Below are 25,813 nucleotides of genomic sequence, written 5' to 3'. Positions count from 1 at the left end.
CTTGACGGCCCATGACGGGGACCGGACCTGTCACCCATCGGCGAGCCGCAGTGTTTTCCATCCTATCCGCTCCGCCCAACAGACCGGATGGAACCGGCTCAGGCCTTTCGCCTGTCCGCCTTCTTCCGGGGGGACCGGTCGCTCAGATACCGGGGCGGGCGCAGACCGTCCACGGCCTCGGTGTCTACCAGGACCTTGGTCACATCATCCCTGTCGGGAATCTCGAACATGGCATCCTCCAGGGTCCGCTCGATGATACCCCGCAGACCCCTGGCCCCGACCCCGCCTTCCATGGCGATGTCGGCCACCCGATCCAGGGCCTCGTCAGTGAACTCCAGGTCGGTGCCGTCGTCCAGGAACATGCGCCGGTACTGGTTGACCAGGGCGTTGTCGGGTTGGGTCAGAACCTGCCTGAGCTGTTCCACCGAAAGGGGCCTCAGGGTCGAAACGACCGGAAGGCGGCCGATGAACTCGGGCAGGAGTCCGAACTCCTCCAGGTCATCGGCGTTCACCTGGGCCAGGATGTCCTCGTCGGGAACCTGCGATTGCGCCCGGGAGACCGAGAATCCGCTTTCATGCACCCCCAGACGCCTGCGGACGATATCCTCCAAGCCCACGAAGGCCCCTCCACAGATGAAGAGGATGTTCCGGGTGTTCATCTTGACGGTCCTGGCCTCACCGTGCTTGCGGGAGCCCTCCAGGGGAACGGAGGCCACGGTGCCCTCGATGATCTTGAGAAGCGCCTGTTGAACACCCTCCCCCGACACGTCACGGGTGATGGATGTGTTCTCGCCGGACTTGCGGGCTATCTTGTCAATCTCGTCGATGTAGATGATGCCGTGCTGGGCCCTGTCCAGGTTTCCATTGGCCCCCTGAAGGAGCCGCTGCAGGACCGTCTCCACGTCATCACCCACATACCCGGCCTCGGTCAGGGTCGTGGCATCGGTGATGATGAAGGGGACGTTCATGATTCTCGCCAGGGTCTGGGCCAGGTAGGTCTTGCCCACACCCGTCGGCCCCAACAGGAGGATGTTGGACTTGGCCACCTGCGCACGGAGGGCCGGATCCGCCTGCACCCCAGCGGTCTGTCCGTCATCGGATCTGATCACCATGGGGATCTGGTCCGGATCATCCACATCCGACTGCAGGTCGCTCAACTCCATATTGACCCGCTTGTAGTGGTTGTAGACGGCCACCGACAGGGTCTTCTTGGCCGCCTCTTGGCCGATCACGTACCTGTTCAGGTAGTCGAATATACGGCTGGGCACCGGCAGGGAGCGCCGGTCCTTGGCGGCATCCTTGGCCTTGTCCTCCTGGATGATCTGCATGCAGAGCTGGATGCACTCGTCACAGATGGCCGACGATGGCCCCTTGACCAGACGGCGCACCTGGTGCTCGTTCTTCCCGCAGAACTCGCACCGGCTCAGGCCGTCGTTGTAACTGACCACTCGTCCCATCGCTCAACCTTCCCGTTGAATCGGCGAGGCCCCACAGGAATCCCTCCCATTCTTACCCATGATAGGCCAGGGTGGGCCCGTCCGTCATGACAATCCCCGGTTGCGTCTGAACCAGTGCACAACCGGGGACCAGGGTCTCTCCCCAAATGGAACCGTGCAGGGCCCGCCTACTTGCGGTGTTCCAGCACCTCATCGACCATCCCGTACTCCTTGGCCTCCTGGGCCGTGAGGATGGTGTCGATCTCGATGTCCTTGCGAATCTTTTCGACCTTCTGACCGGTGTGCTTGGCCAGGGTCTCCTCCAGCCAGGTCCTCATGCGCAGCATCTCCTTGGCCTGGATCTCGATCTCGGTGGCCTTGCCGAAGTCCTGCTCCATGGCCGGCTGGTGGATCAGCACCCGGGCATTGGGCAGGATGAGCCTCTTGCCCTTGGTGCCGGCAGCCAGGAGGATGGCTGCGGCCGAGGCGGCCTGCCCCAGGCAGACGGTCTGCACATCAGGCTTGATGTACTGCATGGTGTCGTAGATGGCGGTCATGGCCGTCATGGAACCACCGGGCGAGTTGATGTAGATGATCACATCCCGGTTGGGGTCCTGGCTCTCCAGAACCAGGAGCTGGGCCATGATGTCATCGGCCGAGGTGTCATCGACCTGGACACCCATGAAGATGATCCGGTCGTCGAAAAGCCGGGTATAGGGATCCTGGCGCTTGTAGCCATAAGGGGTGCGCTCCTCGAACTGGGGAAGCACATACCTGTCCTGGGGCATGGCCGCCAGGCCACGGGGGCCGGCCAGACGCTGGGCCCGTGCCACGAATTTCGCTTCTTCTGATGCCATGGAACAGCTCACTTCCCTTCCTGGGCGCTCATGGTGCCCGGGGTGGTCACGATCTTGTCAACGAAGCCGTACTCCAGGGCCTGCTGGGCCGTGAACCAGTGGTCGTACTCGTTGTCGCGGTAAATCTCCTCCAGGGTGTGCCCGGTCTGCTCGGCCGTCAATTCCGAGAGGGACTTCTTCATGTCCATGATCAGCTCCGCGTTGATCCGAACATCGGTGGCCGTGCCACCCACACCGCCCGAGGGCTGGTGCATGAGGACCCGGGCGTGCGAGGTGACGAAACGCTTGCCCTTGGCCCCGCTGGACAGGAGGAACTGCGCCATGGATGCGGCCATGCCCACGGCCACGGTGGCCACGTCGGGCTCGATCAGCTGCATGGTGTCGTAGATGGCCATGCCGGCCGTGATGGAACCGCCGGGGGAATTGATATAGAGCCAGATGTCCTTCTTGGGGTCCTCAGCCGCCAGCATCAGCAACTGGGCGCAGATGACGTTGGCGTTGGCATCCTTGACCTCATCACCCAACCAGATGATCCGGTCCTTGAGCAGTCTGTTGAAAATGGGGTCGGTCACCGCAGGGGCCTCCCCCTCCTCCATGACGGGGCTGGTTGCAAGTGTATTGCTCACCGTGTCTCCTTCGATAAACGTGTCATGCATTCGAGCCTAGCGCCCGGAACCGACGCATGGGGGGACTTCCGCTCTTTGCGCAACCCCTGGAGGGTTTGCACGGGCCAGGTGGGATGCGCCCGGGCCGGGGCACAAACACAAGGATGCCCGGCGAAGTCATCGCCGGGCATCCCATGATCAAGCGGTCATCTCACCGGGGGGGGGGGGGGGGGGGGGGGGGGCACAGGCAGCCGAAGCGACCCGGTCCCCGTGGATGGGGAGGTCAGCCCTTGTCTTCGTCCTCGGTCTCCTCAGCGGAACCCGAGAGCTCGTCAGCCACGGCAGCCGCTGCCGAGGCGGCCTGGACGCTCTCGTCCTGGTCCTCCATGGACTCACCCTGCTCCTCGTCGGACCCCAGGAACCGACTCAGATCGACCTCGTTCCCCTCGGGATCCTTGAAGGTCACGGTCCGCATACCGGCCAGCATTCCCTTGGAACGACCGACCTCCTGGACGGCCGAACCCAGCTGGCCGTTCTGGACGATGGAGTTGATGAAGGCGGAGGGGTCCATCCCGTACTGCTGGGCGATCGATGCCAGGAAGTTGGTCACATCCACCTGGCTGACGCTGACCTCCATCTTCTCGGCCAGGGCGTCCAGGGTCATCTGGTCGCGCAGTTCCTTATCGACGTTCTTCTCGGCCTCGGCCTTCTCGTCCTTGGTGGCCTTTTCGGGATCCTTGCCGGTGTTCTTGAGCTGCTCGGTCACCATGTTGGCCTCGATGCCCTTGGGGACGGGGATATCCAACCCCTCCTGGAGCTTGGCGATGAAGGCGTCACGGGCATCGGTGGCCTGACGTCCCTCGGCATCGCTCTCGCACTGCTTGCGCACATCGGCCTTGAGCTCGTCCAGGGTGTCGAACTCCGAGGCCTCCTTGGCGAATTCGTCATCCAGATCAGGCAGTTCCTCGGCCTTGACCGAGTTGACCTTGACCTTGATCTGGGCCTTCTCTCCCTGATGGTCACCGGCCTCCAGGGTGCCCTCGAAGGTGGTCTCCTCGTCGGCGGACAGGCCGTCCAGAGCCTCATCCAGTCCGTCAAGCATGGTGTTGGAGCCCAGCTCGTAGCTGATGCCCTGCTGGGAGTCCACGGACTCACCGTCGATGACGGCATCCAGGTCGATGCTGGCGTAATCGCCCTTCTTGGCGGGGCGATCGACACTGACCAGGGTGCCGAAGCGCTGACGGAGGTTGTCCAGGCGCTTGTCGACGTCCTCATCGCTGACCTCGGGCCTGCGGACCTCGACCTCCATTCCATCCAAGTCGGGCAGGTCAAACTTGGGGCGAATCTCCACCTCGGCAGTGAACTTCAGCTTGGTATCGTCCTTGGCGGACTGGGGTACGTCCTTGACGTCGATCTGAGGCTGGTCCATGGCATGCAGCTTCTTCTCGGCCAGGGCCTTTGAATAGATCTCGGGAACACCCGCATTGATGGCCTCGCCGGCAACACTGGCGAATCCTACGCGCTGATCGATGATCGCTCCGGGCACATGCCCCTTGCGGAAGCCGGGGATGGTGACCTGCTTGCCGATCTCCTTGCGGGCCTGGTCCAGGTAAGGGTCCAGCTCGTCCTTGTCGACGGTGATTGTGAGCCTGACCTTGGTGGGCTCGAGGTTCCTGACGCTGATTTTCACGCTGCGCTCCAATTCATCAAAACCGTTTGATCTGCCAGTAAGGCAACCGTTACATGATAGCTCGACTTAGGGACTCTGACAGGAGGGAAACCTGCCATGGTCGGGCTCCCTGCTCTGTCAGGAAGTCGGCGACATCCCTTTTGCCGGGTTCGTCGGTCCAGCAGAGGTTACGCAGGTATTTGGGCTTGATGAGGACATCGGCCGGGGTATTGGTGTCCTGCCCTATACGGGCCACCATCCTGCGGGCCGCCTGAAGTCTGGCCATCCGGTCGGGATGGCGCTGTCGCCAGACCTGCATGGACCTGGGGGCGTTGTTCTGGTCCGTCTGCACCTTTGGCCCCATGGGGAGGTCCTCATCGGGTAGGTTCAGGGCCTCGATGATGGTCTCCCTCCAGATCCTGGGTCGAACCTGACGCTGGATGGGGGCATACCGCTCGAACATCTTGTCCTGCTCGCCTCCCGTGTGGATCCTGACCCGTTCATTCAGAGATCGGACGGCTCGGAACTGGGCGGCGTTGTGGGGCTTGACCTGCGAGGCCATGATGATGGACTTGTCGGTCAGGAGGAGATTGGGGGCGATGTCGTACTCCCTGCCCAGCTGGTCCCTCTTGGTCCAGAGTGCCCTGGCCACGGCCAGGCCCCTTCTGTCATTACGCAGGGCACTGATATGGGATAAGTGCCGCCAGGGCTGCTCCTGCTTGGGTTTACCCTGGATCCGATCGGTCAGGAGCCATTCGAATTCCTGCCTGGCCCAGTCTTCCTTGCCCTGCCGGACAAGTTCCTTCTCCATGCACTCCCGGAGGGGGTCCAAAAGCTCCACATCAAGGGCGGCATAGTTTCGCCAGTCCCTGGGCAGCGGCCGGTAGGACCAATCGGCCGCTGAATGTTCCTTGGCCAGGGAAAGCCCCAGGAAGTGCTCGGTCACCGCGGACAGGCCGAAATGCCTGAGATTGAGCAGCCGCGCGGCCAGCTCCGTATCGAAGAGGGACGAGGGCCTCATACCCAGATCATGGAAACCGGGCAGGTCCTGAGGAGAATCGTGGATGATCCACTGGACACCTTCCACGGCCTGGTTGAAGTCATTCCAGTCGCATCCCGCCCGGTTCAAGGCCGGCGGGTCCAGAAGGATGATCCGGGAGGAACCACGTTTGAACTGAACCAGATAATCATCATGCCCATAGCGAAATCCGGAGGCACGTTCCGCATCGGCACCCAGTGCCCCGTCAGCCAGGGAGAGATCTCGACAGGCCTTGACGAATCCCTGCCGATCATCGACGACCTGGGGAACACCGCCCCGCGGCTCGGTCAGCAGCTGAGATCGTTTGTCGATTGACTGTATCGGTTTTGCACGGCACCGGTAGCGGACGGTCACGTCCTCTCGACGGGCATTATCCTCCATACCTGTTCTCTTTCCGGAGGTGCCTCACCTGGGTCCTCGCACGGCAGAAAGCATAGCCCAAGAAGAAGACCCCGCCAACTTGATAGTCGTCGGGGTCTTCCGTTCCATGATCAGTACACCACGAAACCATGGGCTTCGAACTGCTCGGTCACACGCTTCTTCAAGGACGCCGAGGGGCCCTTGGCATCCTCCAAGGGGTAGGGAATGCGCAACTCATGCCACTTCGGCCTGCCCAGCTGGTGGAAGGGCAGAACATCGATGTGCTCGATGGCATCCTTGAACTGCTCACAGACCTCGGCCACCTTTTCCACGTTCTCCTCCGAGTCGGTCAATCCAGGGACCAGAACGAACCGTACCCAGATCTTGCTGCCGCGCTCGGCCAGCCTCTTGCCGAAGGCGATGGTCGGGGCCAGGGTGCCACCGGTGACTTTCTGGTAGGTCTCCTCGTCACCCGACTTGACATCCAGCAGGCAGAGATCGATGTCGTCGATCATCTCGTCCGTGTAGTTGCGGTTGAGGAAGCCTGAGGTATCGAGACAGGTGTGGACACCCATCTCCTTGGCTGCACGGAAGACCCTGGACACGAAGGCCCCCTGCATCATGGATTCGCCACCGCTGAAGGTGATACCGCCTCCTGTGGCCTTGAAGAGGTCCTGGTAACGGGCCACCTTGTCGATCATGGCCTGGAGATAGACGGGCTGCCCGTCACGCATTTTCCAGGTATCAGGGTTCTGGCAGTACTGACACCGGAGTGGGCAACCACTCATGAATACCGTCATCCTGGTGCCCGGTCCATCCACCGAGGTGTTGATGTCCCAGGAATGCACAAAACCGATATCGCCTGTTCTCAAGGCTGCCATCCGGTCGTGCCGGTCCAACCCTATAGGTGACTCAAACCCTGATAATCCCCCCATCAGGGTCTGGCTCTGGTATGCCTTGGACTCCTTGAGCATATGCGGCTGGGTGGTGTGGAAGGTCATGGCCTCCGTCATTGGAACCTCCTGACTACGAAAATGAAGGGAGGCGGGGTATCTGCCCCGCCCCCCTTCGGCTCACCGTCTTTCAACGGGTCGGACCACTGAAATCAATCAGTCGGTCACGGCACCCTGATGGAAGGTACGAGAGATGACGTCAAGCTGCTGCTCACGTGTCAGCTTGACGAAGTTGACCGCATAACCCGAGACGCGCACGGTCAGATGCGGGTACTTCTCGGGGTGCTCGACTGCATCCTCAAGCTGCTCCTTGCGCAGGACGTTGATGTTGGCGTGGTAGAGCCCGTGTCCGTTGCCGGCATCCAGGATGCCCACCAGATTGTTGATCCGCTCGTCCTCATCACGACCCAGACCGTCAGGAGTGATCGTGTTGGTCAGCGAGATGCCATCGAGCGCATCGTCATAGTCGATCTTGCCGACGGAGAACATGGAGGGCAGCATGCCGTGGGAATCCATGCCGTTCTCGGGGTTGGCACCAGGTGCATACGGGGTACCCTTCTTGTGGCCCGAGGGGAAGGAGCCGGTGTTCTTGCCATATTCCACGTTGGAGGTGATAGTCAGAATGGACTGGGTCGGCACGGCGCCACGGTAGACGGGCAGGCGCTTGACCTGACCCATGACTGTGGAGACGGCCCACTTGGCCAGATCATCGGCGCGGTCATCGTCATTACCGTAGATCGGGAACTCGCCGACCGTCTTGTAGTTGACGATCAGGTCGTCGTCGGCACCTTCGACATACTCCGGGGTGCCCTTGGCATCCTTGTTGTAGATCGGGTAGACCTTGGCGTACTTGATGGCGGACAGTGAGTCGGCGGCAATCGACAGGCCGGACATACCGCAACCGAGGGTACGGTAGACCTCCTTGTCGTGCAGGGCCATCTCGATGGACTCATATGCATACTTATCATGCATGTAGTGGATGATGTTCAGAGCCTCGACATAGGTCTCGCTCAGCCACTCCAGAGCCTTCTCGTAGTTGTCCTTGACCTCCTGGAAGTCCAGGGAGCCGTCCTCCTTGGGGGTTACGGGCTTGACGATGCCCTCATCGATGACCTGCATACCGGTCATCTCGTCACGCCCGCCGTTCATGGCGTAGAGCAGTGCCTTGGCGGAGTTCACACGGGCACCGAAGAACTGCATCTGCTTGCCGACCCTCATCGGGGAGACGCAGCAGGCGATGGCTGCATCGTCACCCCAGTGGGCGCGGATGTCCTTGTCGGACTCGTACTGGATGGCCGAGGTGTCGATGGAGATACGGGCGCAGAAGCGCTTGTAGCCCTCAGGCAGCTTCGGATCCCAGAAGATCGTGATGTTGGGCTCAGGACCGGGCCCAAGATGCTCCAGGGTCAGGGTGGCCAGCAGGCGGAAGGAGGTCTTGGTGACCAGCGGACGGCCGTCGTCGCCGAAGCCTGCATCCGACCAGGTTGCCCAATAGGGATCGCCGGAGAAGATATTGTCGTAGTCCTTGGTACGCAGGAAGCGGACGATACGCAGCTTCATGACGATGTTGTCGATGATCTCCTGGGCGTCGGTCTCGTCGATCAGACCCTTCTGGAAGTCCCGCTCGAAGTAGATGTCGAAGAAGGCCGAAAGACGACCGATGGACATGGCCGCGCCATCCTGGCTCTTGACGGATGCCAAGTATGCCATGTAGGTCCACTGGACGGCTTCCTTGGCGTTCTGAGCTGGACGGCTCAAATCCAGGCCATACTCCTGACCCAGCTTCAGCAGCTGCTTCAGGGCCTTGATCTGCTCGGCGTGTTCCTCGCGGAAGCGAATCCAGTGCTCGATCTCTTCCTCGGTGAAGTCATTGCGGTAAGGAATCGAATCCTTGTCGGCCTGCTTGCGGGCAATCAGCTCGTTGATGCCGTACAGGGCCACGCGACGGTAATCGCCGATGATGCGGCCACGGCCGTAGGAATCAGGGAGACCGGTGAGGATCTTGTTGTGGCGGGCCAGCTTAATCCGCTTGGTGTAGACGTCGAAGACACCATCATTGTGGGTCTTGCGATACCTGGTGAAGATCTTCTTGATCTCCGGATCGGGCTCCTTGCCGGCCTCCTTGATGGCCTGCTCGACCATGCGCCAACCACCGTTGGGCATCATGGCGCGCTTGCAGGGAACGTCGGTCTGCAGGCCGACGATGACATTATCCTGTGTTTCATCAGCCGACTTGCCGTCAATGTATCCGGCGGGAAAAGCGTCGATACCGGCGGGTGTGTGAGTGTCTACATCGTAAACGCGCTGCTTGCGCTCGACGGCAAGGAAATTGTCGTCGAGATATTTCCACAGGAACTTGGTCTTCTCAGTGGCAGGCGCCAGGAAGGATTCATCACCCAGATAGGGGGTGTAGTTCTTTTGAATAAAGTCACGGACGTCGATGTTCTTCTTCCAGTCTTCACCCTTGAAGCTGTCCCAAGCCTTGGCTTGCAGCTCATCGGGTGAGACTGACATGGTCTCAACTGCTGTCATACTCAACTCCTTGTTGATATGTCAATGGCGCTTCCTCACACCACTGTTACGTCCAGTATAGGGTGGGGATTGACGCCGAAAGTCGGCCATGGACGTGAGCTTTGTCACATTGAGCCAACCGAGTCTTGAAGCTTCCCCTTACAAGCGTTGACGAGGGACCTTCGTCGTAAAAGCAAGACGACAACCTGGATTTCAGGTCCAAGCGATTGACTCCATCTGCACTCCGGGCCAAAACGAAGCGGCCCTGCGGCGGGCATCGCTTTTCTCAGTCCTGACCCTGGTCCCGATCTCCGCCGGTTGATGACCCGTTCGGGTCTCCCTCCCATTGTCGGCGCCAACGCCGGTCCTCTTCCTCCCAGACCTTGTTGCGCTTCTTGGCGATCTTCCACGCATCAAGTGCGTCCTCATAGGAAGGGTAGGGACCCATCCGGTAGTCCGATGGCGACAGTTTGCCCAATTCGGGCTTACCCGTCACCGTGTTGAGAAACCACTCGCCCTGCTGCTCAGCCATGATCGCCTCTTTGCCGATGAACCTGGTGGAATCAGATCCCGCCAGGCCCAGATACCACTTCTGGCACCGAATCATCCTCCGAGAATATGAGCGGCCCGGCCCGCCCTGAATCACTGCTTCGCATCACTCCCTGAAGGCATTGGTGATGGGCAGGCGGCGGTCACGACCGAAAGCCAGCGAGGTGACCTTGGGCCCCAGGGGGTACTGGCGCCGCTTCCATTCTGCACGGTCCACCAGACGCATGACCGTGTTGACGGTTTCGGGGTCGAATCCGTCGGCAAGGAGATCCTCACGACCGTGCGCCTTCTCGATATAAGCCTCGAGCACCTGGTCCAGGAGGGCGTAATCAGGCAGGGAGTCGGAATCCTTCTGCCCCTCGCGCAACTCCGCCGATGGCGGTTTAACAATGGAATTGACCGGAATGGGTTCGACCTGACCATGGAGCTTGGCCTCCTGGTTGCGCCACCTGGCCAGTTCCCATACCCTGGTCTTCAAGAGGTCCTTGATGGGCGCATACCCGCCCACCGCGTCTCCGTAGATGGTCGAATACCCGCAGGCCAACTCGGACTTGTTCCCGGTGGCCAGGGCCAGGAGGTCCTTGGAATTGGAATAGGCCATGACGATGACCCCGCGAATACGGGCCTGGATGTTCTCCTCGGCCACCCCCTCCAGATGAAGCTCATCCTGGAAGGCATCGAACTCGGAGCCGATCGCCTTGACCTCATAATGCAGACCCAGTCGTTGGGCCAGGTCTGCGGCATCGTCACGCGACCCCTCGGAGGAGTATCGGCTGGGCATGGAGATGCCCCATATATTGGAGCCGCCACAGGCGTCCGCGGCAATAGCCGCCACCAGGGCCGAATCGATTCCCCCGGACAGACCCAGGCAGACCCCTGTGAAATGGTTCTTGACCATGTAGTCCTTGAGTCCAAGCACGCAGGCCCGGTAGACCTCCTCATCGCCGGGAAGGTCATCGGCCAGAAGCGATCTGACCGGCTGGGCGGATGCCCCCGACTCCCCCGAGGCCGACAGGGCCCAGTACCCCAGGTGCTCCACGAACTGGGGGGAATGCTCCAGGATGGCCCCATCGGCATCCACCACGAAACTGCCACCGTCAAAGACCAGATCATCCTGGCCGCCCACTTGGTTGACATAGATGACCGGAGCCTTGACCTGACGGGCGCGCTTGGCCGCCAGTTCCCGGCGGACGTGCCCCTTGCCCTCCTCGAAGGGCGACCCGTTGATGGTGACCAGAAGATCGATGCCCTTGGCGGCCATGTCGCTGATGGGGCCGCCCTCCTGCCAGATGTCCTCACAGATGGCCAGGCCGATGCGCCGCCCTTTGATGTCGAGGATGACGCTCTTTTCCCCGGGCGTGAAGATTCGATACTCGTCGAAAACCCCGTAATTGGGCAGGAAGTGCTTGTCGTATCCCGCCCAGACCAGACCATCGTGGAGGACGACCATGCGATTGCGCGGTCGGTCATGCTCCCGGTCGGTCCCGACGGTGCCGACCACCACATAGGGGTCACCCAGATCCGCATCCTTCAGGTCCCTTGCCAACTGGTCGGCCCTGGCCCATGCGGCCCGGCGGAAGGTGGCCCGGAAGGCCAGATCCTCAATCGGATACCCGGTCAGGGTCATCTCGGGGAAGATCACCATGTCGGCTTTCCGGGAGGCGGCTTTGCGGCAATAATCCATGACCTTCGCGGCGTTGCCGTCCAGGTCGCCAACACAGGTGTCGATCTGCGCCAAGGCCACCAGAAGGGAGCCATCCGATGATTGATCGCGTTCTTCCATACTCATACTGGCGATTCTAAACCGAAGAGGTGCCGGGAAGGGGCAACCGCGCCGAATTCCTTTCCCGCTCCAGTGCCGAACCGTCCGGCTCGGCGTGAGAACCGGGAACCAATCTTGGGATCACGCCTCACCTATCCAGGCGGATCTGCTCCAGCAGGCTCAGGACCGGTGCTGACGACGCCGGACGATCAGGCCGACGCTGGTGAACGGTCACGCAAGATGACATCGGCGACAATCACGTCAGCGACTCGGACCGGTCACGCCCACGACTCCGGAACGATCCCGGAACGCGACGTGACCACACGGGGCCGGTCCTGCATGCGGTATATCAGACCCTGTCGGCACCGGCCTTGCGAGCGGCCTGCCTGACCTTGACCGAGGTGACCAACCCGACCAGGAGAAGGACCCCGGCGAAGGCCATGGCCAACTGGGCACCCTGAGTGAAGCCCTGGGTCAGCGCCTGGGTCACCTGGGGGCCCAGTCCGCCAAGGCGACCGGAGGCACCCTGCATCCTCAAGGAGGAGATGACGTTGCCGGCCGAGGAACGGACGGACTGGACCAGTCCCCTGGCCGCGCCAGCCGGAAGACCGGGGATGGCATTCAGATGGGCCGGCATGACCATGCTGAGGGCTGCGGAGAGGACGGTGCCCGAGACGGCGGCACCCAGGGCCGTGCCCCACTGCCGAATCGTCGACTGGGTGGCGGAGGCCTGGCCGGACTGGGCCACCGGCACGCCAGACAGGACCAGACTGGTCAGTTGGGCGGAGGCGAAGCCCAGGCCGGTTCCGTAGATGATCAGGGTGATCAGCATGGTCCAGACCGGTACGGAACCACGCATGAGCAGGACCGAGGCGACCACCCCGAGAATCTCCATGGCCAGACCGAGCTGGACGGTGCCGCCAGCACCGAGACGGGCGGAGACCAGCCGGGCGAGCCCACCGGAGAAGACGGCGCCCAGGGCCATGATGCCCAGGACCGAACCGGCCTGGAGAGGGCTGAGACCGCGGGCATTGATCATATAGAGGGGCAGGATGAAGATGACGGCGAACTGGCCGGCGTTGATGATGGCGGCGGTCAGGTTCCCCCATCCGAAGGTGCCGATGGTGAACATGGTCACGTCAAGGATGATGATGCGGCCCTGCCGCTTGCGGCGCAACTCCACCAGCGTGAAGCAGATCAGGAGGACCAGCCCCACCACCAGGCTGACGGGCACCGGGGACACGGGCGCGTTGACAGACCAGACCAGGGGCCCCAGCACCAGCTTCTTCGAAGGCCTGAACCACCCGTAGGTCTGCCCCTCGATCAGGGCGAAGACCACAAAGGCCGAGCCAAGCGCCGACAGGAGAATCCCCCTCCAGTCACTGAGCAACCCGAATCGACTGGTGCCGGAAGCCGGCGCGGACCTGGTCTCCGGCACGAAGGCCATGGAGGTCAGGATGACGATCAGCCCCAGGGGGAGGTTGACCAGGAAGATCCAGCGCCAACCGATCGTGGAGGTGAACAGTCCACCCAGGAAGGGTCCGACAGCTGCAGCCCCGGACATGACCGCCCCCCAGACCCCGAAGGCGGCAGCCCGGTACCTGCCGCGGAAGGTGGCCGAAACCGAGGAGAGGGTGGAGGGCATGACCAGGGACCCGCCGATGCCCTGGACGACCCTTGCCGTCAGGAGCCAGGAACCACTCGTGGAGGAGGCCGCCAGCAGGGAACCCAGGACGAAGATCACGGTGCCCACCTGGAGCATCCGCTTCCGCCCCACCATGTCACCAAGACGCCCCGCGGGCAGGAGGAGGGCGGCCAGGACGATGCTGTAGAGGGCGGTGACCCACTGGGCATCGGTCATGTCGATATGGATGGCATTGATGATGGCCGGTATCGATACGTTGACGATGGAAGAGTCCAGAACGATCATGGCCAGGCCCAGGGCCAGGACCCAGAGCGCCTTCCATGGTGGTTTCCCGGCAGTGTCCATGGCTCCGACCGGACTGGTCCGGCCTTCCCCTGCGGCCTGGGACCGCTTCCCCCCAGCAACCTGATCCTGACTCATCCCGTGCCCCCCTCTTTCACCTTCCGGAATCCTTGGAACCTGATGTCCATCCAAGCTTTTCAGTCCCTCCTTCAGGAACTTTTTGAGACTATACGTCGCGAAAATGTCATTGACAAGTCCCGACACGCGCGCTCGCTCAAGGCTGAACCTCGGAATCCGGCCTGGAAGAAACAGGTAGGTCTCATCAGCATTCGGAGCCAAAGGAATACAACCCGGTTGAGTCCACTCCCCTTAGGCCATAGGATTCCTTACAGAGACCCGGGAAGGCCAGGAGGCCACAGGGCCGGCAGACACCCGACCCCCGAATCACAACCCGAGGAGGACCATGCCGAAAATCGAGGAAGCCAGCCTGGACGAGCATCGTTCCAGGACCCGCTCGCGCATCCTTGCAGCCGCCGAGCGCATCCTCAGAACCTCGGGACGGGGCGGGCTGACCATGGCGGCGGTCAGCAGGCAGGCGGGCATGGCGCGAAACTCGCTCTACCGGTACGCCGCCGATACCGACCAGCTCTGCGACATGGTCCTGGAGGTCCACCTGCCCGTCTGGGCCCAGGCCCTGACCAAGGCTCTGGCCCGGGCCGGAACCGCAGAGGAGGTCATCCTGGCCTGGACCCGGACCAATCTTGTTCAGGCCGGCCGACATGGCCACAGTTGGCTGATGAACCTCTACACGGACGGCAACGACACCCAGTTCCGGCGGTCCTTCCTCTACGGGCAGCCTTTCGACCGGGGGCAGGACCAGACCAAACCGTCCGACCTGACCACAGATGCCATGGTGGACTTCCATCGACAGGTGAACCAACCCCTGATCGACGCCTGGCAATCCCTGAGGCCCGACGATGCCAGAACCGGCGTGGAGGTCACCCGGGGCATTGTCCAATCCGGCATGCGGCTGATTGACGCCCTGGACAACCGGGAGGGGGAACCCGATCCGAAGATGGTCTCCACCATCATCGAAGACATCACCGAGGCCACACGAGCCGTGATAGTGGCATTGTCCAAGAAGCAGACCGAAACCGGGCGGAACGATCAAAGAACCCTGGCGGACCCGATCAGGCAGACGGATCAGCGAAGCCGGGCAGTCAGGACGAACGGGGACCGCCGGACAAACCAGGCGAACCCATGCAAGGACATGAACTCATGAAACTCTTGGGCAACATCATCTGGCTCATTCTGGGCGGCCTGGTCATCTCATTGATCTGGGCCCTCATCGGCAGGTCGGATCCACCCTGGCCAACCTGGTCTGGCTGGTCCTGGGAGGCTGGTGGTTGGCTCTGACCTACTTCACGGCCGGTCTCCTCAACCTCATCACCATCGTCGGCATCCCCTTCGGTCTCCAGTCCTTCAAGATGGCCAAATTGGCCCTGATGCCCTTCGGGGCCGTCATCCTCTGACCAGGTGGCGACCAGGGCCGGGGCGTCGTGCAGTCATGAAAGAATCAAGTGTATGACTACCATCATCATGCACACATCAGAAGGCGACATCCGCCTCGACCTCTTTGACGACCAGGCCCCCAAGACCGTGGCCAACTTCCTGGACCTGGCCCTGGGCAGGAAAGCCTGGACGGACCCGGAGACCGGGAAGGAGCGGAAGGACCCCTTCTACGACGGCCTGACCTTCCACCGTATCATCAAGGACTTCATGATCCAGGGCGGCTGCCCCCTGGGCACCGGCACCGGCGGCCCCGGGTACGAGTTCGATGACGAGATCGATCCCTCCCTGACCTTCGACCAGCCCTACAAGCTGGCCATGGCCAACGCCGGACTCCGCCGCGACCCCGCCACCGGACAGGCCCGCGGCACCAACGGATCCCAGTTCTTCATCACCACGGTCCCCACCCCCTGGCTGGACGGCCACCACACGATCTTCGGCCAGGTGGCCGATGAGGATTCCAGGCACGTTGTCGACAAGCTTGATGCCCTGGCCACCGACTCCGGCGACCGCCCCCAGGAACCGGTCTTCATCAACGGCATCGAAGTGCTCTGAGCCGGCGGTCCGGGCATGGCTTCCAAGACGATACCAAGCAAGTACAAGCCCGGCACCCGCAGCTACACCATGTCCCGCATCAGGGGCAAGGAGACCTCCATCGAGCGCCAGGTCCGGTCCTACCTCTTCGCCCGCGGACTTCGTTTCCGCAAGAACGACAAGAGGTACCCGGGCCACCCCGATGTGGTCCTGCCCAAATGGAGGGCCATGGTCTTCGTCAACGGTTGCTTCTGGCACATGCATGAGGGCTGTGCCAAATTCTCCATTCCCAAGTCCAACGTCGAATTCTGGACCACCAAGCTGACAAGGAATCGTCAGCGTGACCTGGAGCAGGGTCGCAAACTGCGTGCCATGGGGTGGAGGGTCTTCACGGTCTGGGAGTGCCAGCTGGATGCCGCCCACAGCAAGAAGACCCTGAACGACCTGTATGAAGCCCTCACCGACCCCGGTCGAATCGGGGAGACCGACGAGGCGGACGATCCCAACAAAGGAGTCAAGGATGAGTAGATTGAACGGCAAACGTCAGGAAGCCGAGCAGAAGAGGATTCGCGTCAAAGTGGCCATTCTCGGGGCCGGGCGGATAGCCCACTCCCTGGCGAAGACCCTGGTCATGATGACCATGGACGAGCGGTACAGCCACCTGATAGCCCCCTATGCAGTGGCCGCCAGGAGCGGCGAGCGCGCCAGGGCCTTCGCGGCCCAGTACGGATTCGAGCGCTCCTACGGCTCGTATCAGGAGCTTCTGGAGGATTCCGATGTGGATCTGGTCTACATCGCCACCCCCCACAACCTGCATGCCGAACAGGCCATAGCCTGCATGAAGGCCGGCAAGAACGTGCTGGTCGAAAAGTCATTCACAGCCAACGCATCACAGGCCAGGCAGGTCCTGAAGACCTCACGGGAGACCGGGCTCCTCTGCACCGAGGCCATCTGGACCAGGTACATGCCCTCACGCTCGATCATCGACCAGGTCGTGGCCTCGGGAGACCTGGGTACCGTGCAGACGGTAACCGGAAACCTCGGCTATGTAACCACCGGCAAGGCCAGGATGACGGACCCCGCCCTGGCCGGCGGCGCCCTCCTGGATGTGGGTGTCTACCCGCTCAACTTCATCGACATGGTCATGGGGCCCAAGCCCATCGAGCGAATCAGCACGGATTGGGTCCGCAGTCCCGAGGGGGTCGACAGCCAGAATTCCATGACCCTGTTCTACCGGGATGGGTCCATGGGGGCCGCGACCAGTTCCATGGTCTCCGACAGCGACCGGTTCGGTTCCGTCTGGGGAAGCAGGGGGTACCTCATGTGCGGAAACATCAACAACGTGGAATCCCTGGACCTCTATAATTCCGACCACAGGCTGACACGCAGCTACCCCATCCCCGCCCAGCTGACCGGATATGAATATGAGGTGGCCAGCTCAGCGGAAGCCATCCTGGACGGAAAGACCGAGTGCCCGGAGATGCCCCACCAGGACACCCTGCGCATCATGGAGCTGATGGATTCCATTCGCCACCAGTGGGGACTTGTCTATCCCTTCGAGGCCTGACCAACCTCCGGGGCGGGGTCACTCACTTGATGCGGCGGCACTGCCCTCCCCCCTCAACCAGATAGGCCTTCCTGGCCAGACCGGTCATCAGGGCATCGAAACCGCTGCCGTTGCGGAAGAAATCAATCACGGTGCCCCTCCCCGACCATCTCAAGGAAGTGAACGGGGCTTGCCCGGGCCGAAGTCGAGGTGTCCGACCTCCAAGGTCCCCTGGTCAAGGGTGGATCCGATGCACCCGCCCACACCCATGCGCCGGCAGGCCTCTCCAACAGGAAGGTCAAAACCTGCCGGCAGCACGACGTCGTCCTCCCGGGGCCGGTACCGATCCATGACCCTGTGCATGTTCCGATCCCAGAATTCCCCGACCAGCCCGTCCATATCAAAACCGGGTCCGGAGGTCAACCGGCGCATGGCCCGTCCAGTTCTTCCTGGGCCGTCCTTCCCGACCTGTACCTGAGCGCGAAATACATGGCGGTGGGCGCAGAACCCGGCCAGGCCGCCATACCGGTACAGGGTGAGGAAGCGGAAGTCGGGCAGGCTCTCACCATCGTGAAGGTCACGTCGGAATCCAGTACCCGCATACCGACGTTTCCGCTCCCGTCCGCAAAACGAAGCGAACCATATCGTGGAGTAATGACAGCAAAGAAACCAAGATCACCGATGCTGTCAAAAGACGGGAAATCGGCTCCCCCCATACGAATACCCGCCTTATCACACGAGGCCAAATGATTAGGCCGCTTTGCAATCAATTGAATATTGCAATTTTGGTTCCATGATATGTACTATTGTTCCTGGTTCTGCTTGTTCCCACATGAAACAAGGGGCATGCCCGGGCAGGTGCGGAACACGAAGGGGAGCATGAAATCTATGCCGGTTTGATGCTCGCATTGGCTAGGGAAAGGCAACGGAACGATGCTCAAGAAAAAGCAATACCATAACCTCAGCGGTTGCATTGCCGGCATTTACAGGCATTCCAAGAACGATATCAACAGGTATGTCATGGACAACGGCATCAGGGGGACGCAAAGCGACCTGATCATGTATCTCTATGACCACCCGGGACTGAGCCAACGGCAGATTGCCCGTGATCTTAGCGTGGACCCCAGCCTGCTCGCCCGGGACCTGAAGACTCTGACCGACCAGGGTCTGGTGAGCCGCGAACAGAATCCCGCCGACCGCAGAGTCAACATCATCGCCCTGACCCGTGAGGGAGCCGATATGGCCCGGGACAGGATCAAGGCCATCAACAACTGGTGGGTCGAACTCTTCGAGCAGAATCCCCAGATCGACCCACAGGGCTTCCACGATGAACTACGTTGCGTGTACAACCGGCTTCTGGCTACAGATGTCTGATATTTCCCTGGTCTGATCAATGGCTGTGCCCCGATTCCTTTCCGGGTCGGGGCACAGCCATACCCGTTGCACCGGTTGAGGAACATGATGGTCAGGTGCCTGGAGGGAAACGGCCCACGCATGAGCCGACCAGCATGGTGAAGAGCCGTGCCGCATGCAGATTCCGTTGCTTTCCTTTACCCCTCATGGGATTCGTCCGGTGAATCACCGGCTTGGTCCAGTATCCGTCTGATGGCCGCCAGGCGGGGCCCCAACTGGTGCTCGTATCCGCGATCGTTGGGGTGGTAATACCGCCGCCCGACCAGGCCGTCCGGCATGTACTGCTGGGGTGCCACGGCCCCCGGGGCATCATGGGCATACTGGTAACCCTCGTGGTTGCCCCACTGCTTCATCAGCTTGGTGGGAGCGTTGCGCAGGTGGAGGGGAACCGGACCTGTCCTGCCTGCATCCACATCGGCCAGGGCCTCATTGATGGCCATATAGCTGGCGTTGGATTTGGGAGCCGTGGCGACCGCTATGACGGCCTCAGCCAGAATGAGCCGGGCCTCGGGCATCCCCACCATGGCCACGGCCTGGGCCGCCGCCACCGTTACCTGCAGGACCTCCGGGGAGGCCATACCGACCTCCTCGGCCGAGGCGATCATGATCCTCCTGGCGATGAAGCGAGGGTCCTCCCCCGCCCTGATCATCCTGGCCAGGTAGTGCAGGGCCGCGTCAACATCCGACCCCCGCATGGATTTGATGAATGCCGAGGCCACGTCGTAGTGGTCATCGCCCTTCTTGTCGTATCTGACCGTCGCCACGTCCATGACCGAGGAGACCACGTCCGCGGTGATGACCGGGCGGCGGGCACTTTTGGCCCGGGTCTTGCCCTCGGTGACGGCACCAGCCGCCGCCTCCAGGATGGTCAGGGACCGGCGCGCGTCCCCTCCGGCGAAGCGGACGATCTGGTCCAAGGCCGCAGGATCAAGTCGAACCTGATCCCTGAGTCCCCGCTCGTCCTTCAGGGCCCGTTCAATCAGGGTCCTGATGTCCTCCTCATCCAGGGCCTCCAACTTCACCACCACGGATCGGGAAAGCAGGGGGGAGATGACCGAAAAACTGGGGTTCTCGGTCGTGGCGGCGATCAGGGTCACGTCACGGTTCTCCACACTGGGCAGGAGGGCATCCTGCTGGGACTTGGAGAACCGGTGGACCTCGTCGATGAAGAGAACCGTCTCCTGACCCCGGCTTACCAGGCGGTCCCGGGCCTGGGCGATGATGTCGCGCACCTCACGGACCCCGGAGGTGACGGCTGAGAGCTCCTCGAAATGCCGACCTGACTGACCGGCGACGATGTAGGCCAGGGTGGTCTTGCCTACACCGGGAGGCCCGAAGAGGATGATCGAGCTTGGGGCGGTCAGCCTGTTGACCGGATCCGCCTGGGCCAGTCGTTCCAGGGGCGTGCCCGGGGCGATGACCTTGTCCTGCCCGACCACCTGGTCAAGCTTGGTGGGGCGCATCCTGACGGCCAGGGGCAGGGTATGGTCCTGTGGCGGATCCGCCACCTGGAACAGATCATCTACCATGAAAGTCCTCCTTGTACACTGACCGCATCCAAGCACCGATACTGCCCTCCAGCATAGGACGGGCCGCAGGCAGACCGACGAGAACCGGGGACGGTATGGACGAACAACAAGACTCATCGCCTTACGCGAATTCAACGGTTCGTAACCATCGGCGAGTACAGTATTGTTCGACTTCACAGGCGGGACCAATGCCTTGATGCGACTTGTGTCGTGCCCGGATCCCTATACCGGGTGGACCATGCTGTGAGACACGTCTTGAAACGCACGGTTTCGTATCCATGCCCCCGATGGGGCAAGAACAGACAGGAAGGGATGCACGTGATGCCTCTGAGGAAAGTTCTAGGCGGGACCCAGAGCCTGTCCAGGTGGGTTGCGGCCCTTCTGGCCCTGCTCCTGGGCATGGCCGCCCTGGCGGGGACCGTGGTGACCACCGGGGCGCCGGCTCAGGCCTCCACCATCTCCCGAGCGGTTAAGGGAAAGACCTTCAGAATCGCCACAGATACCACCTTTGCCCCCTTCGAGTTCCGCGACACGACAGGCGAACTGGTCGGCATCGATATGGATCTGATCCAGCAGATCGCCAAGACCGAAGGATTCAAGGTTGAAATCCAGTCCCTGGGCTTCAATGCCGCCCTCCAGGCCCTGACCTCCAAGCAGGCCGATGCCGTCATAGCCGGTATGACCATCACCGAGGACCGCAAGCAGGTCTATGACTTCACGGACCCATATTTCGATTCCGGGGTCCAGATGGCCATCGCCAAGGACAATGAAGAGATCAAGGGGTACAAGGATCTCAAGGGCGCAATCGTCGCCGTCAAGACGGGCAGCGAGGGCGAGGCCTTCGCCAAGAGGAACGCGTCCAAGTACGGGTACACGGTCAAGGCCGTCGACCAGTCCTCGACCATGTACGAGATGGTCAAGTCCGGCAACGCCCAGGCTGTCATCGACGACTACCCCGTCCTGGCCTATGGCATCACCCAGGGCAACGGGCTCAAGACCGTCACCGCGAAGGTCAGGGGCGGTTCCTACGGGGTGGCCGTCAACAAGGGGCAGAACCAGGACTTCGTGGCTGCCTTCAACGAGGGCCTGGCCAAGATGAAGACCGACGGCACTTACAACAAACTTCTCAAGAAGTACCTTGGCGGGCAGGGGACCACCGGAAAGGGGGCGGCGGCACACAAGCTCAGCTTCTTCGGTCTGGTCCGTCAATCCTTCCCCGCTCTGATGCTGGGTCTGAAGAACACCCTGCTGATTACGGCCATGGCCTTCGTCATTGCTCTCCTGATCGGCATCATCCTCGGCCTCTGGCGGGTCAGCCCCAACAGGATACTCTCCTGGGTCGCCAGGATCTACGTGGCCATCTTCCGAGGCACACCCGTCCTGGTCTGGGCTTTCTTCTTCTACCTGGGCGTTCCCCAGCTGATCGGCCATAAGATCAGCATCTGGCTGGCCGGTGCCCTGACCCTCTCCCTGAACTCCGGAGCCTACCTGGTCGAAATCGTCCGGGGGGCCATCCAATCGGTCGACACCGGGCAGATGGAGGGAGCACGGTCCCTGGGCCTCACCCGCCGGATGGCCCTGCGCAGGGTGATTCTCCCCCAGGCCGTCCGCATCGCGACTCCGTCCATCATCAACCAGCTGGTCATCATGCTCAAGGATTCCTCGCTCCTGCTGGCCATCGGCTTCGGCGAACTGCTCTACCAGGCCCAGCAGATCTATGCGGCCAACTTCCGCGTGACCGAAACCCTCTTCATGGTGGGTGTCATCTATTTCGTGGCCATCACCCTGCTGACATGGCTGGCCAATATTCTCGATAAAAGGATGAATCGATGAACCAGACACTGAACCGGACCAAGAGCGAACTCGAGGATTCCGCGATGGACACCAGCCGACTGACCCAGCGCATCCGTCAGACCCAGCAGAGCGACGAGCAGGGACAGACCGGGGTGGCCATCATGATCAAGGACCTACACAAACGCTACGGCGATACCGAGGTGCTCAAGGGCATCGATATGGAGGTCAAATCGGGTGAGGTCATTTCGATCATCGGCCCCTCGGGTGCCGGCAAATCCACCCTTCTGCGGTGCATCAACGCCCTGGAACGGCCGAGTTCCGGCTCGGTCACCGTCTACGGAATGGACCTTTCCGACCCGAAGACCAATATCGACAAGGTCCGTGAACATGTGGGCATGGTCTTCCAGCACTTCAACCTCTTCCCCAACATGAGCGTGGCCGAGAACATCATGCTGGCCCCGCGCATGCTCCACAAGACCCCCAAGGAGGACGCCTACCAGCAGGCCCTGGACCTTCTGGAGATCGTCGGACTCAAGGAGAAGGCGGACGTACGCCCCACCGACCTTTCGGGCGGTCAGCAACAGCGTGTTGCCATCGCCCGGGCCTTGGCCATGAATCCCGCCGTCATGCTCTTCGACGAGGCCACGTCGGCCCTGGACCCGGAGATGGTGGGCGACGTGCTGGAGGTCATTCGGTCCCTGGCCGAGGGCGGTATGACCATGATCCTGGTCACCCACGAGATGGGATTCGCCAGGGAGGTCTCCTCCCGGGTGATCTTCACGGATGCCGGAGTGATCGAGGAGGAAGGGACACCCGAACAGATCTTCGGCACCCCCCAAAGCCCCAGGCTCCGGTCCTTCCTCTCCAAGGTCCTCTAGGAGACGGATTCCCTGGCCCGAAAAGCCCCGTGTGGAAACAAGCCTACTACACGCAAGGGTCCCTGTCTTCGGATTGCGTAACCGAAGACAGGGACCCTTGCGTCTGCCGGTTCAGATGTCCAGGATATCTTCGATGGGACCGACCTTGTAGGCGCTGAAGACCACCTGACCGCTGTCCTGGGTGGCATCCAGGTCGACGACACCGACAATCCCCCAGTCGTGGTCCCCCTCCATGTCGTCGAAGATCTGACGGACCTTCCAGGTATGGTTTTTCGACTCCCCCTTCTGGTCGATGCTGAAGTAGTCGGCGGACCGGGCCTGGGCATCGGTCCGTATCCCCTCGTGCTCCTCGTAGAGGTCATCCAGGGTATCCTGCCAGGCCCGTAGGCCATACCCCCAGTCGCCATCCAACTCGGCCAGGCGTTCGGGCCTGTCATAGGCCACCAGCTCCACCCGTTGGAACATGGCATTGCGGACCAGGACGATCAGCCCACGCCGGTCCCTGACCACCTGATCGGCCTGACTGGGCGGTGCGGCGTCCAGGCCGGTCCTCTCCCCTGAATCCGTAACACCTGCGGCCTCCCACTCGTCGACCAGGCTGGAATCGACCGAGCGGACAATCAACCCGAGCCAGGAGACGATGTCGTCCAGGCGGTCGTCCAGGTACTCCTCGGGAACCGTCCTGTCCAAGGCCCGGTAGGCGTCCGAAAGATAGCGCAGGAGGGTCCCCTCCGACCGGGAGATGCCGTAGCGTGATATGTACCCGTTGAAGTCCGAGGCCGTCTCGACCATGTCGCGCAGGACGGACTTGGGGTGGATCTCATAGTCATTGGCCCAAGGAACATCCTTCCGATAGTGGTCGAAGGCCTGGGTCAGCATCTCCTCCAAGGGCTTGGGGTAGGTCACCTCCTGGAGACGCTCCATCCTGTCCTCGTATTCCAGCCCCTCCTCCTTCATCTCCTGGATGGCCGCATCGCGGGCCCGGCGCTGCTGGGCCTTGAGGATCTGCCTGGGGTCCTCCAGGGTGGCCTCGACCAGGGAGATCAGGTCCATATCGTATGAGGGGTCCTCCGGATCCAGGAGCTCCAGGGCCGCCAGAAGGAAGGGCGAAAGCGGCTGGTCCAGGGCGAAATCCTCGGGCAGGTCGACAGTGGTGTAATAATTCAGCCCACCATCGGGGTTCCGCTCGGTCTCGATGACATCGGAGTCGGTCAGGGTCTGAAATATCTCATCGGCCCTGTCTTGGAGGTCCTCCTTCTGCTGGGGGGTCTGGCGGGAATCCTCGATCAGATCATCCACACGGGCCCGGGCGTCGCCACCCTGGTCCACCTCGTTCAGGACCATGGAATGGGTGATTTTCAAGTGGGGGGTCAGGGTCTCGGGACTGGCATGGATCAGCTTGTCGAAGGTCCCCTCACTCCACGTGACAAACCCTTCCTTGGGTTTCTTCTTCTTGATCCGCTTCAGCTTCCTGGGGTCATTGCCCACCTTGGCCACGGCCCTGGCGTTCTCGATTTCGTATTCGGGGGCCTCTGCCACCACCAGGCCCTGGGTATCGAAGCCCATCCGACCCGCACGACCGGCGATCTGATGGAACTCCCTGGCCCGGAGCCTGCGCATCTTGAACCCGTCGAACTTGGTCAGCCCGGTCAGGAGGACCGTATGGATGGGAACATTGATACCCACCCCCAGGGTATCGGTACCACAAATGACCGGCAGGAGCCCCTCCTGGGCCAGCCGCTCGACCAGGCGACGATACCGGGGCAACATGCCGGCGTGATGAATGCCGACACCGGTCCGCAACAGTCTCTGCAGGATCTTGCCGAAGGCCGTGGTGAACCGGGTCCCAGCCATGGCCTCCTTGATCCGGTCACGTTGCTGCCGGTCCGAGACCCCGGTGGCCGACAGGGCCTGGGCCGTCTCCAGAGCGGCATCCTGGGAGAAGTGGACTATGTAGACCGGGGTGTCCTGTTCCTCCATCAGGGATTCGACCGTGGCGGGCAGAGGGGTTTCGACGTACTCATAGGACAGGGGTACGGGCCGCGGCGCATCGGAAACGATGTCCACATCCACTCCGGTCTTCCTCTCCAGATCCTCGGCGATCTGGCTCACATCGCCCAGGGTGGCGGACATGAGCAGGAACTGGGTGTCGGGAAGTGTCAGGAGGGGCACTTGCCAGGCCCAGCCCCGATCCGGGTCCCCGTAATAGTGGAATTCGTCCATGGCCACACAGCCGATATTTGCCTGCCGCCCCTCGCGCAGGGCCTGATTGGCCAGGATCTCAGCCGTGCAGCAGATGACCGGTGCATCCGTATTGATATGGGTGTCCCCGGTAACCATCCCCACCCGGTCACGCCCCAACACCTTGGCCAGGTCGAAGAATTTCTCCGATACCAGGGCCTTGATGGGGGCCGTGTAGTAGGAGCGCCTGCCGGTGCAGAGGGCGATGAAATGCATGGCCAGGGCCACCATGGACTTGCCCGACCCGGTCGGCGTGGACAGGATGACATGATTGCCCGACACCAGAGAGAGGACGGCATCCTCCTGGTGGGGCCAGGGGGTGATGCCACTCGACTCGACCCACTGGAAGAAGCGCCCATAGATGTCATCATCGGTCAGGTTGCGCGGCTCCCCCATGCCCGGGACCAGGTCGCCCAAGGAGACGGGTTCGGCACCCCCTCCGATCGTCGAGGTCTCCCCCGGTTCGGATGAGGTGGGTTGGGTGCTTGCTGACACAGACATGTCCTCCAGTCTATCCGCCGGCAACCACAAGAGATGGCCTTTCATGGACCTCCCCCCGACCTAGACCGGGAAACGACTGGTGCCGGGAACCTCACACAAACACGCCATCACTGGGTATTGATTGGGAACGAGGTACACGA

The 25,813-nt window shown here is 61.8% G+C and carries 19 protein-coding genes and 1 pseudogene; 8 read left to right on the top strand and 12 right to left on the bottom strand.

The window, feature by feature from the left end:
• Nucleotides 1-98: 98 nt before the first annotated feature.
• The 10 genes from clpX to AACP59_RS01135 form a co-directional block, all read right to left on the bottom strand.
• Nucleotides 99-1,457 carry an ATP-dependent Clp protease ATP-binding subunit ClpX gene (clpX, locus tag AACP59_RS01180; RefSeq protein ID WP_297316140.1) on the bottom strand — a complete coding sequence of 453 codons (1,359 nt, stop codon included), beginning with the start codon at nucleotides 1,455-1,457 and terminating at the stop codon, nucleotides 99-101.
• A gap of 167 nt (nucleotides 1,458-1,624) precedes the next feature.
• The gene (locus AACP59_RS01175; protein ID WP_297316141.1) at nucleotides 1,625-2,293 is read right to left on the bottom strand and encodes an ATP-dependent Clp protease proteolytic subunit; all 669 of its coding nucleotides are present in this window, start codon (nucleotides 2,291-2,293) and stop codon (nucleotides 1,625-1,627) included.
• 8 nt (nucleotides 2,294-2,301) lie between these two features.
• Nucleotides 2,302-2,919: an ATP-dependent Clp protease proteolytic subunit gene (locus AACP59_RS01170; RefSeq protein WP_297316142.1), complete on the bottom strand. Its 618-nt coding sequence runs from the start codon at nucleotides 2,917-2,919 to the stop codon at nucleotides 2,302-2,304.
• Between the two features lie 262 nt (nucleotides 2,920-3,181).
• Nucleotides 3,182-4,588, bottom strand: coding sequence for a trigger factor (gene tig, locus AACP59_RS01165; RefSeq protein ID WP_339349443.1), 1,407 nt, complete (start codon nucleotides 4,586-4,588; stop codon nucleotides 3,182-3,184).
• Nucleotides 4,589-4,637: 49 nt separating this feature from the next.
• Entirely contained in the window at nucleotides 4,638-5,918 is a 1,281-nt protein-coding gene (locus AACP59_RS01160) for an HRDC domain-containing protein (RefSeq protein ID WP_370465978.1), read from the bottom strand.
• Nucleotides 5,919-6,097: 179 nt separating this feature from the next.
• On the bottom strand, nucleotides 6,098-6,979 hold the full coding sequence (gene pflA / locus AACP59_RS01155) for a pyruvate formate-lyase-activating protein (RefSeq protein ID WP_297316145.1): 882 nt from the start codon (nucleotides 6,977-6,979) through the stop codon (nucleotides 6,098-6,100).
• Nucleotides 6,980-7,075: 96 nt separating this feature from the next.
• Nucleotides 7,076-9,451: a formate C-acetyltransferase gene (gene pflB, locus AACP59_RS01150; RefSeq protein WP_297316146.1), complete on the bottom strand. Its 2,376-nt coding sequence runs from the start codon at nucleotides 9,449-9,451 to the stop codon at nucleotides 7,076-7,078.
• 265 nt (nucleotides 9,452-9,716) lie between these two features.
• Complete coding sequence (locus AACP59_RS01145; RefSeq protein ID WP_297316147.1) at nucleotides 9,717-9,962, bottom strand: hypothetical protein; 246 nt, start codon at nucleotides 9,960-9,962, stop codon at nucleotides 9,717-9,719.
• Nucleotides 9,963-10,085: 123 nt separating this feature from the next.
• The gene (locus AACP59_RS01140) at nucleotides 10,086-11,768 is read right to left on the bottom strand and encodes an NAD+ synthase (protein ID WP_370465939.1); all 1,683 of its coding nucleotides are present in this window, start codon (nucleotides 11,766-11,768) and stop codon (nucleotides 10,086-10,088) included.
• A gap of 322 nt (nucleotides 11,769-12,090) precedes the next feature.
• Entirely contained in the window at nucleotides 12,091-13,806 is a 1,716-nt protein-coding gene (locus AACP59_RS01135) for an MFS transporter (RefSeq protein WP_297316148.1), read from the bottom strand.
• A 325-nt stretch (nucleotides 13,807-14,131) separates the two neighbouring features.
• Between AACP59_RS01135 and AACP59_RS01130 the strand changes: the two genes are divergently transcribed.
• The 6 genes and pseudogenes from AACP59_RS01130 to AACP59_RS01105 all read left to right on the top strand — a co-directional run bounded on the left by AACP59_RS01130 (nucleotide 14,132) and on the right by AACP59_RS01105 (nucleotide 18,691).
• Nucleotides 14,132-14,950 (top strand): TetR/AcrR family transcriptional regulator, encoded by an 819-nt coding sequence (locus tag AACP59_RS01130; RefSeq protein ID WP_297316149.1) that lies wholly within the window; start codon nucleotides 14,132-14,134, stop codon nucleotides 14,948-14,950.
• Nucleotides 14,947-15,200, top strand: a pseudogene (locus AACP59_RS01125) (YccF domain-containing protein). Before AACP59_RS01130 ends, AACP59_RS01125 begins: the two are co-directional and overlap by 4 nt.
• Nucleotides 15,201-15,252: 52 nt before the next feature.
• Complete coding sequence (locus AACP59_RS01120; RefSeq protein ID WP_339349438.1) at nucleotides 15,253-15,792, top strand: peptidylprolyl isomerase; 540 nt, start codon at nucleotides 15,253-15,255, stop codon at nucleotides 15,790-15,792.
• A 15-nt stretch (nucleotides 15,793-15,807) separates the two neighbouring features.
• On the top strand, nucleotides 15,808-16,299 hold the full coding sequence (locus AACP59_RS01115) for a very short patch repair endonuclease (RefSeq protein ID WP_297316152.1): 492 nt from the start codon (nucleotides 15,808-15,810) through the stop codon (nucleotides 16,297-16,299).
• On the top strand, nucleotides 16,292-17,338 hold the full coding sequence (locus tag AACP59_RS01110) for a Gfo/Idh/MocA family protein (protein WP_339349435.1): 1,047 nt from the start codon (nucleotides 16,292-16,294) through the stop codon (nucleotides 17,336-17,338). The genes AACP59_RS01115 and AACP59_RS01110 overlap by 8 nt, the downstream gene beginning before the upstream one ends.
• 912 nt (nucleotides 17,339-18,250) lie before the next feature.
• Nucleotides 18,251-18,691, top strand: a complete 441-nt coding sequence (locus AACP59_RS01105) for a MarR family winged helix-turn-helix transcriptional regulator (RefSeq protein ID WP_297316154.1) — start codon at nucleotides 18,251-18,253, stop codon at nucleotides 18,689-18,691.
• Between the two features lie 176 nt (nucleotides 18,692-18,867).
• Here AACP59_RS01105 and AACP59_RS01100 read toward each other — a convergent pair whose 3' ends face one another.
• Nucleotides 18,868-20,259, bottom strand: a complete 1,392-nt coding sequence (locus tag AACP59_RS01100) for a replication-associated recombination protein A (protein ID WP_339349432.1) — start codon at nucleotides 20,257-20,259, stop codon at nucleotides 18,868-18,870.
• A 321-nt stretch (nucleotides 20,260-20,580) separates the two neighbouring features.
• On the opposite strand from AACP59_RS01100, the gene AACP59_RS01095 reads away from it, so the two are divergent.
• On the top strand, nucleotides 20,581-22,092 hold the full coding sequence (locus AACP59_RS01095; RefSeq protein WP_297316156.1) for an amino acid ABC transporter substrate-binding protein/permease: 1,512 nt from the start codon (nucleotides 20,581-20,583) through the stop codon (nucleotides 22,090-22,092).
• A complete protein-coding gene (locus tag AACP59_RS01090) occupies nucleotides 22,089-22,931 on the top strand; it encodes an amino acid ABC transporter ATP-binding protein (RefSeq protein ID WP_370465937.1) in 843 nt (280 codons plus the stop codon). The genes AACP59_RS01095 and AACP59_RS01090 overlap by 4 nt, the downstream gene beginning before the upstream one ends.
• A gap of 111 nt (nucleotides 22,932-23,042) precedes the next feature.
• On the opposite strand, the gene AACP59_RS01085 is transcribed toward AACP59_RS01090, so the two are convergent.
• On the bottom strand, nucleotides 23,043-25,568 hold the full coding sequence (locus AACP59_RS01085) for a DEAD/DEAH box helicase (protein WP_339350062.1): 2,526 nt from the start codon (nucleotides 25,566-25,568) through the stop codon (nucleotides 23,043-23,045).
• Nucleotides 25,569-25,813: the final 245 nt, after the last annotated feature.

Origin of the sequence: Bifidobacterium indicum (assembly GCF_036987015.1) — a bacterium.
Taxonomy (GTDB): domain Bacteria; phylum Actinomycetota; class Actinomycetes; order Actinomycetales; family Bifidobacteriaceae; genus Bombiscardovia; species Bombiscardovia indica.
The sequence above is the reverse complement of the archived record's forward strand: the minus strand, read 5'-3'. Positions and strand labels throughout refer to the sequence as shown.

Excerpts from the sequence above, each read along its gene's own strand:
- clpX (WP_297316140.1), bottom strand. The coding sequence starts at position 1,457 with ATGGGACGAGTGGTCAGTTACAACGACGGCCTGAGCCGGTGCGAGTTC.
- AACP59_RS01175 (WP_297316141.1), bottom strand. The coding sequence starts at position 2,293 with ATGGCATCAGAAGAAGCGAAATTCGTGGCACGGGCCCAGCGTCTGGCC.
- pflA (WP_297316145.1), bottom strand. The coding sequence starts at position 6,979 with ATGACGGAGGCCATGACCTTCCACACCACCCAGCCGCATATGCTCAAG.
- pflB (WP_297316146.1), bottom strand. The coding sequence starts at position 9,451 with ATGACAGCAGTTGAGACCATGTCAGTCTCACCCGATGAGCTGCAAGCC.
- AACP59_RS01145 (WP_297316147.1), bottom strand. The coding sequence starts at position 9,962 with ATGGCTGAGCAGCAGGGCGAGTGGTTTCTCAACACGGTGACGGGTAAG.
- AACP59_RS01140 (WP_370465939.1), bottom strand. The coding sequence starts at position 11,768 with ATGAGTATGGAAGAACGCGATCAATCATCGGATGGCTCCCTTCTGGTG.
- AACP59_RS01135 (WP_297316148.1), bottom strand. The coding sequence starts at position 13,806 with ATGAGTCAGGATCAGGTTGCTGGGGGGAAGCGGTCCCAGGCCGCAGGG.
- AACP59_RS01130 (WP_297316149.1), top strand. The coding sequence starts at position 14,132 with ATGCCGAAAATCGAGGAAGCCAGCCTGGACGAGCATCGTTCCAGGACC.
- AACP59_RS01120 (WP_339349438.1), top strand. The coding sequence starts at position 15,253 with ATGACTACCATCATCATGCACACATCAGAAGGCGACATCCGCCTCGAC.
- AACP59_RS01115 (WP_297316152.1), top strand. The coding sequence starts at position 15,808 with ATGGCTTCCAAGACGATACCAAGCAAGTACAAGCCCGGCACCCGCAGC.
- AACP59_RS01110 (WP_339349435.1), top strand. The coding sequence starts at position 16,292 with ATGAGTAGATTGAACGGCAAACGTCAGGAAGCCGAGCAGAAGAGGATT.
- AACP59_RS01105 (WP_297316154.1), top strand. The coding sequence starts at position 18,251 with ATGCTCAAGAAAAAGCAATACCATAACCTCAGCGGTTGCATTGCCGGC.
- AACP59_RS01100 (WP_339349432.1), bottom strand. The coding sequence starts at position 20,259 with ATGGTAGATGATCTGTTCCAGGTGGCGGATCCGCCACAGGACCATACC.
- AACP59_RS01095 (WP_297316156.1), top strand. The coding sequence starts at position 20,581 with ATGCCTCTGAGGAAAGTTCTAGGCGGGACCCAGAGCCTGTCCAGGTGG.
- AACP59_RS01090 (WP_370465937.1), top strand. The coding sequence starts at position 22,089 with ATGAACCAGACACTGAACCGGACCAAGAGCGAACTCGAGGATTCCGCG.
- AACP59_RS01085 (WP_339350062.1), bottom strand. The coding sequence starts at position 25,568 with ATGGGGGAGCCGCGCAACCTGACCGATGATGACATCTATGGGCGCTTC.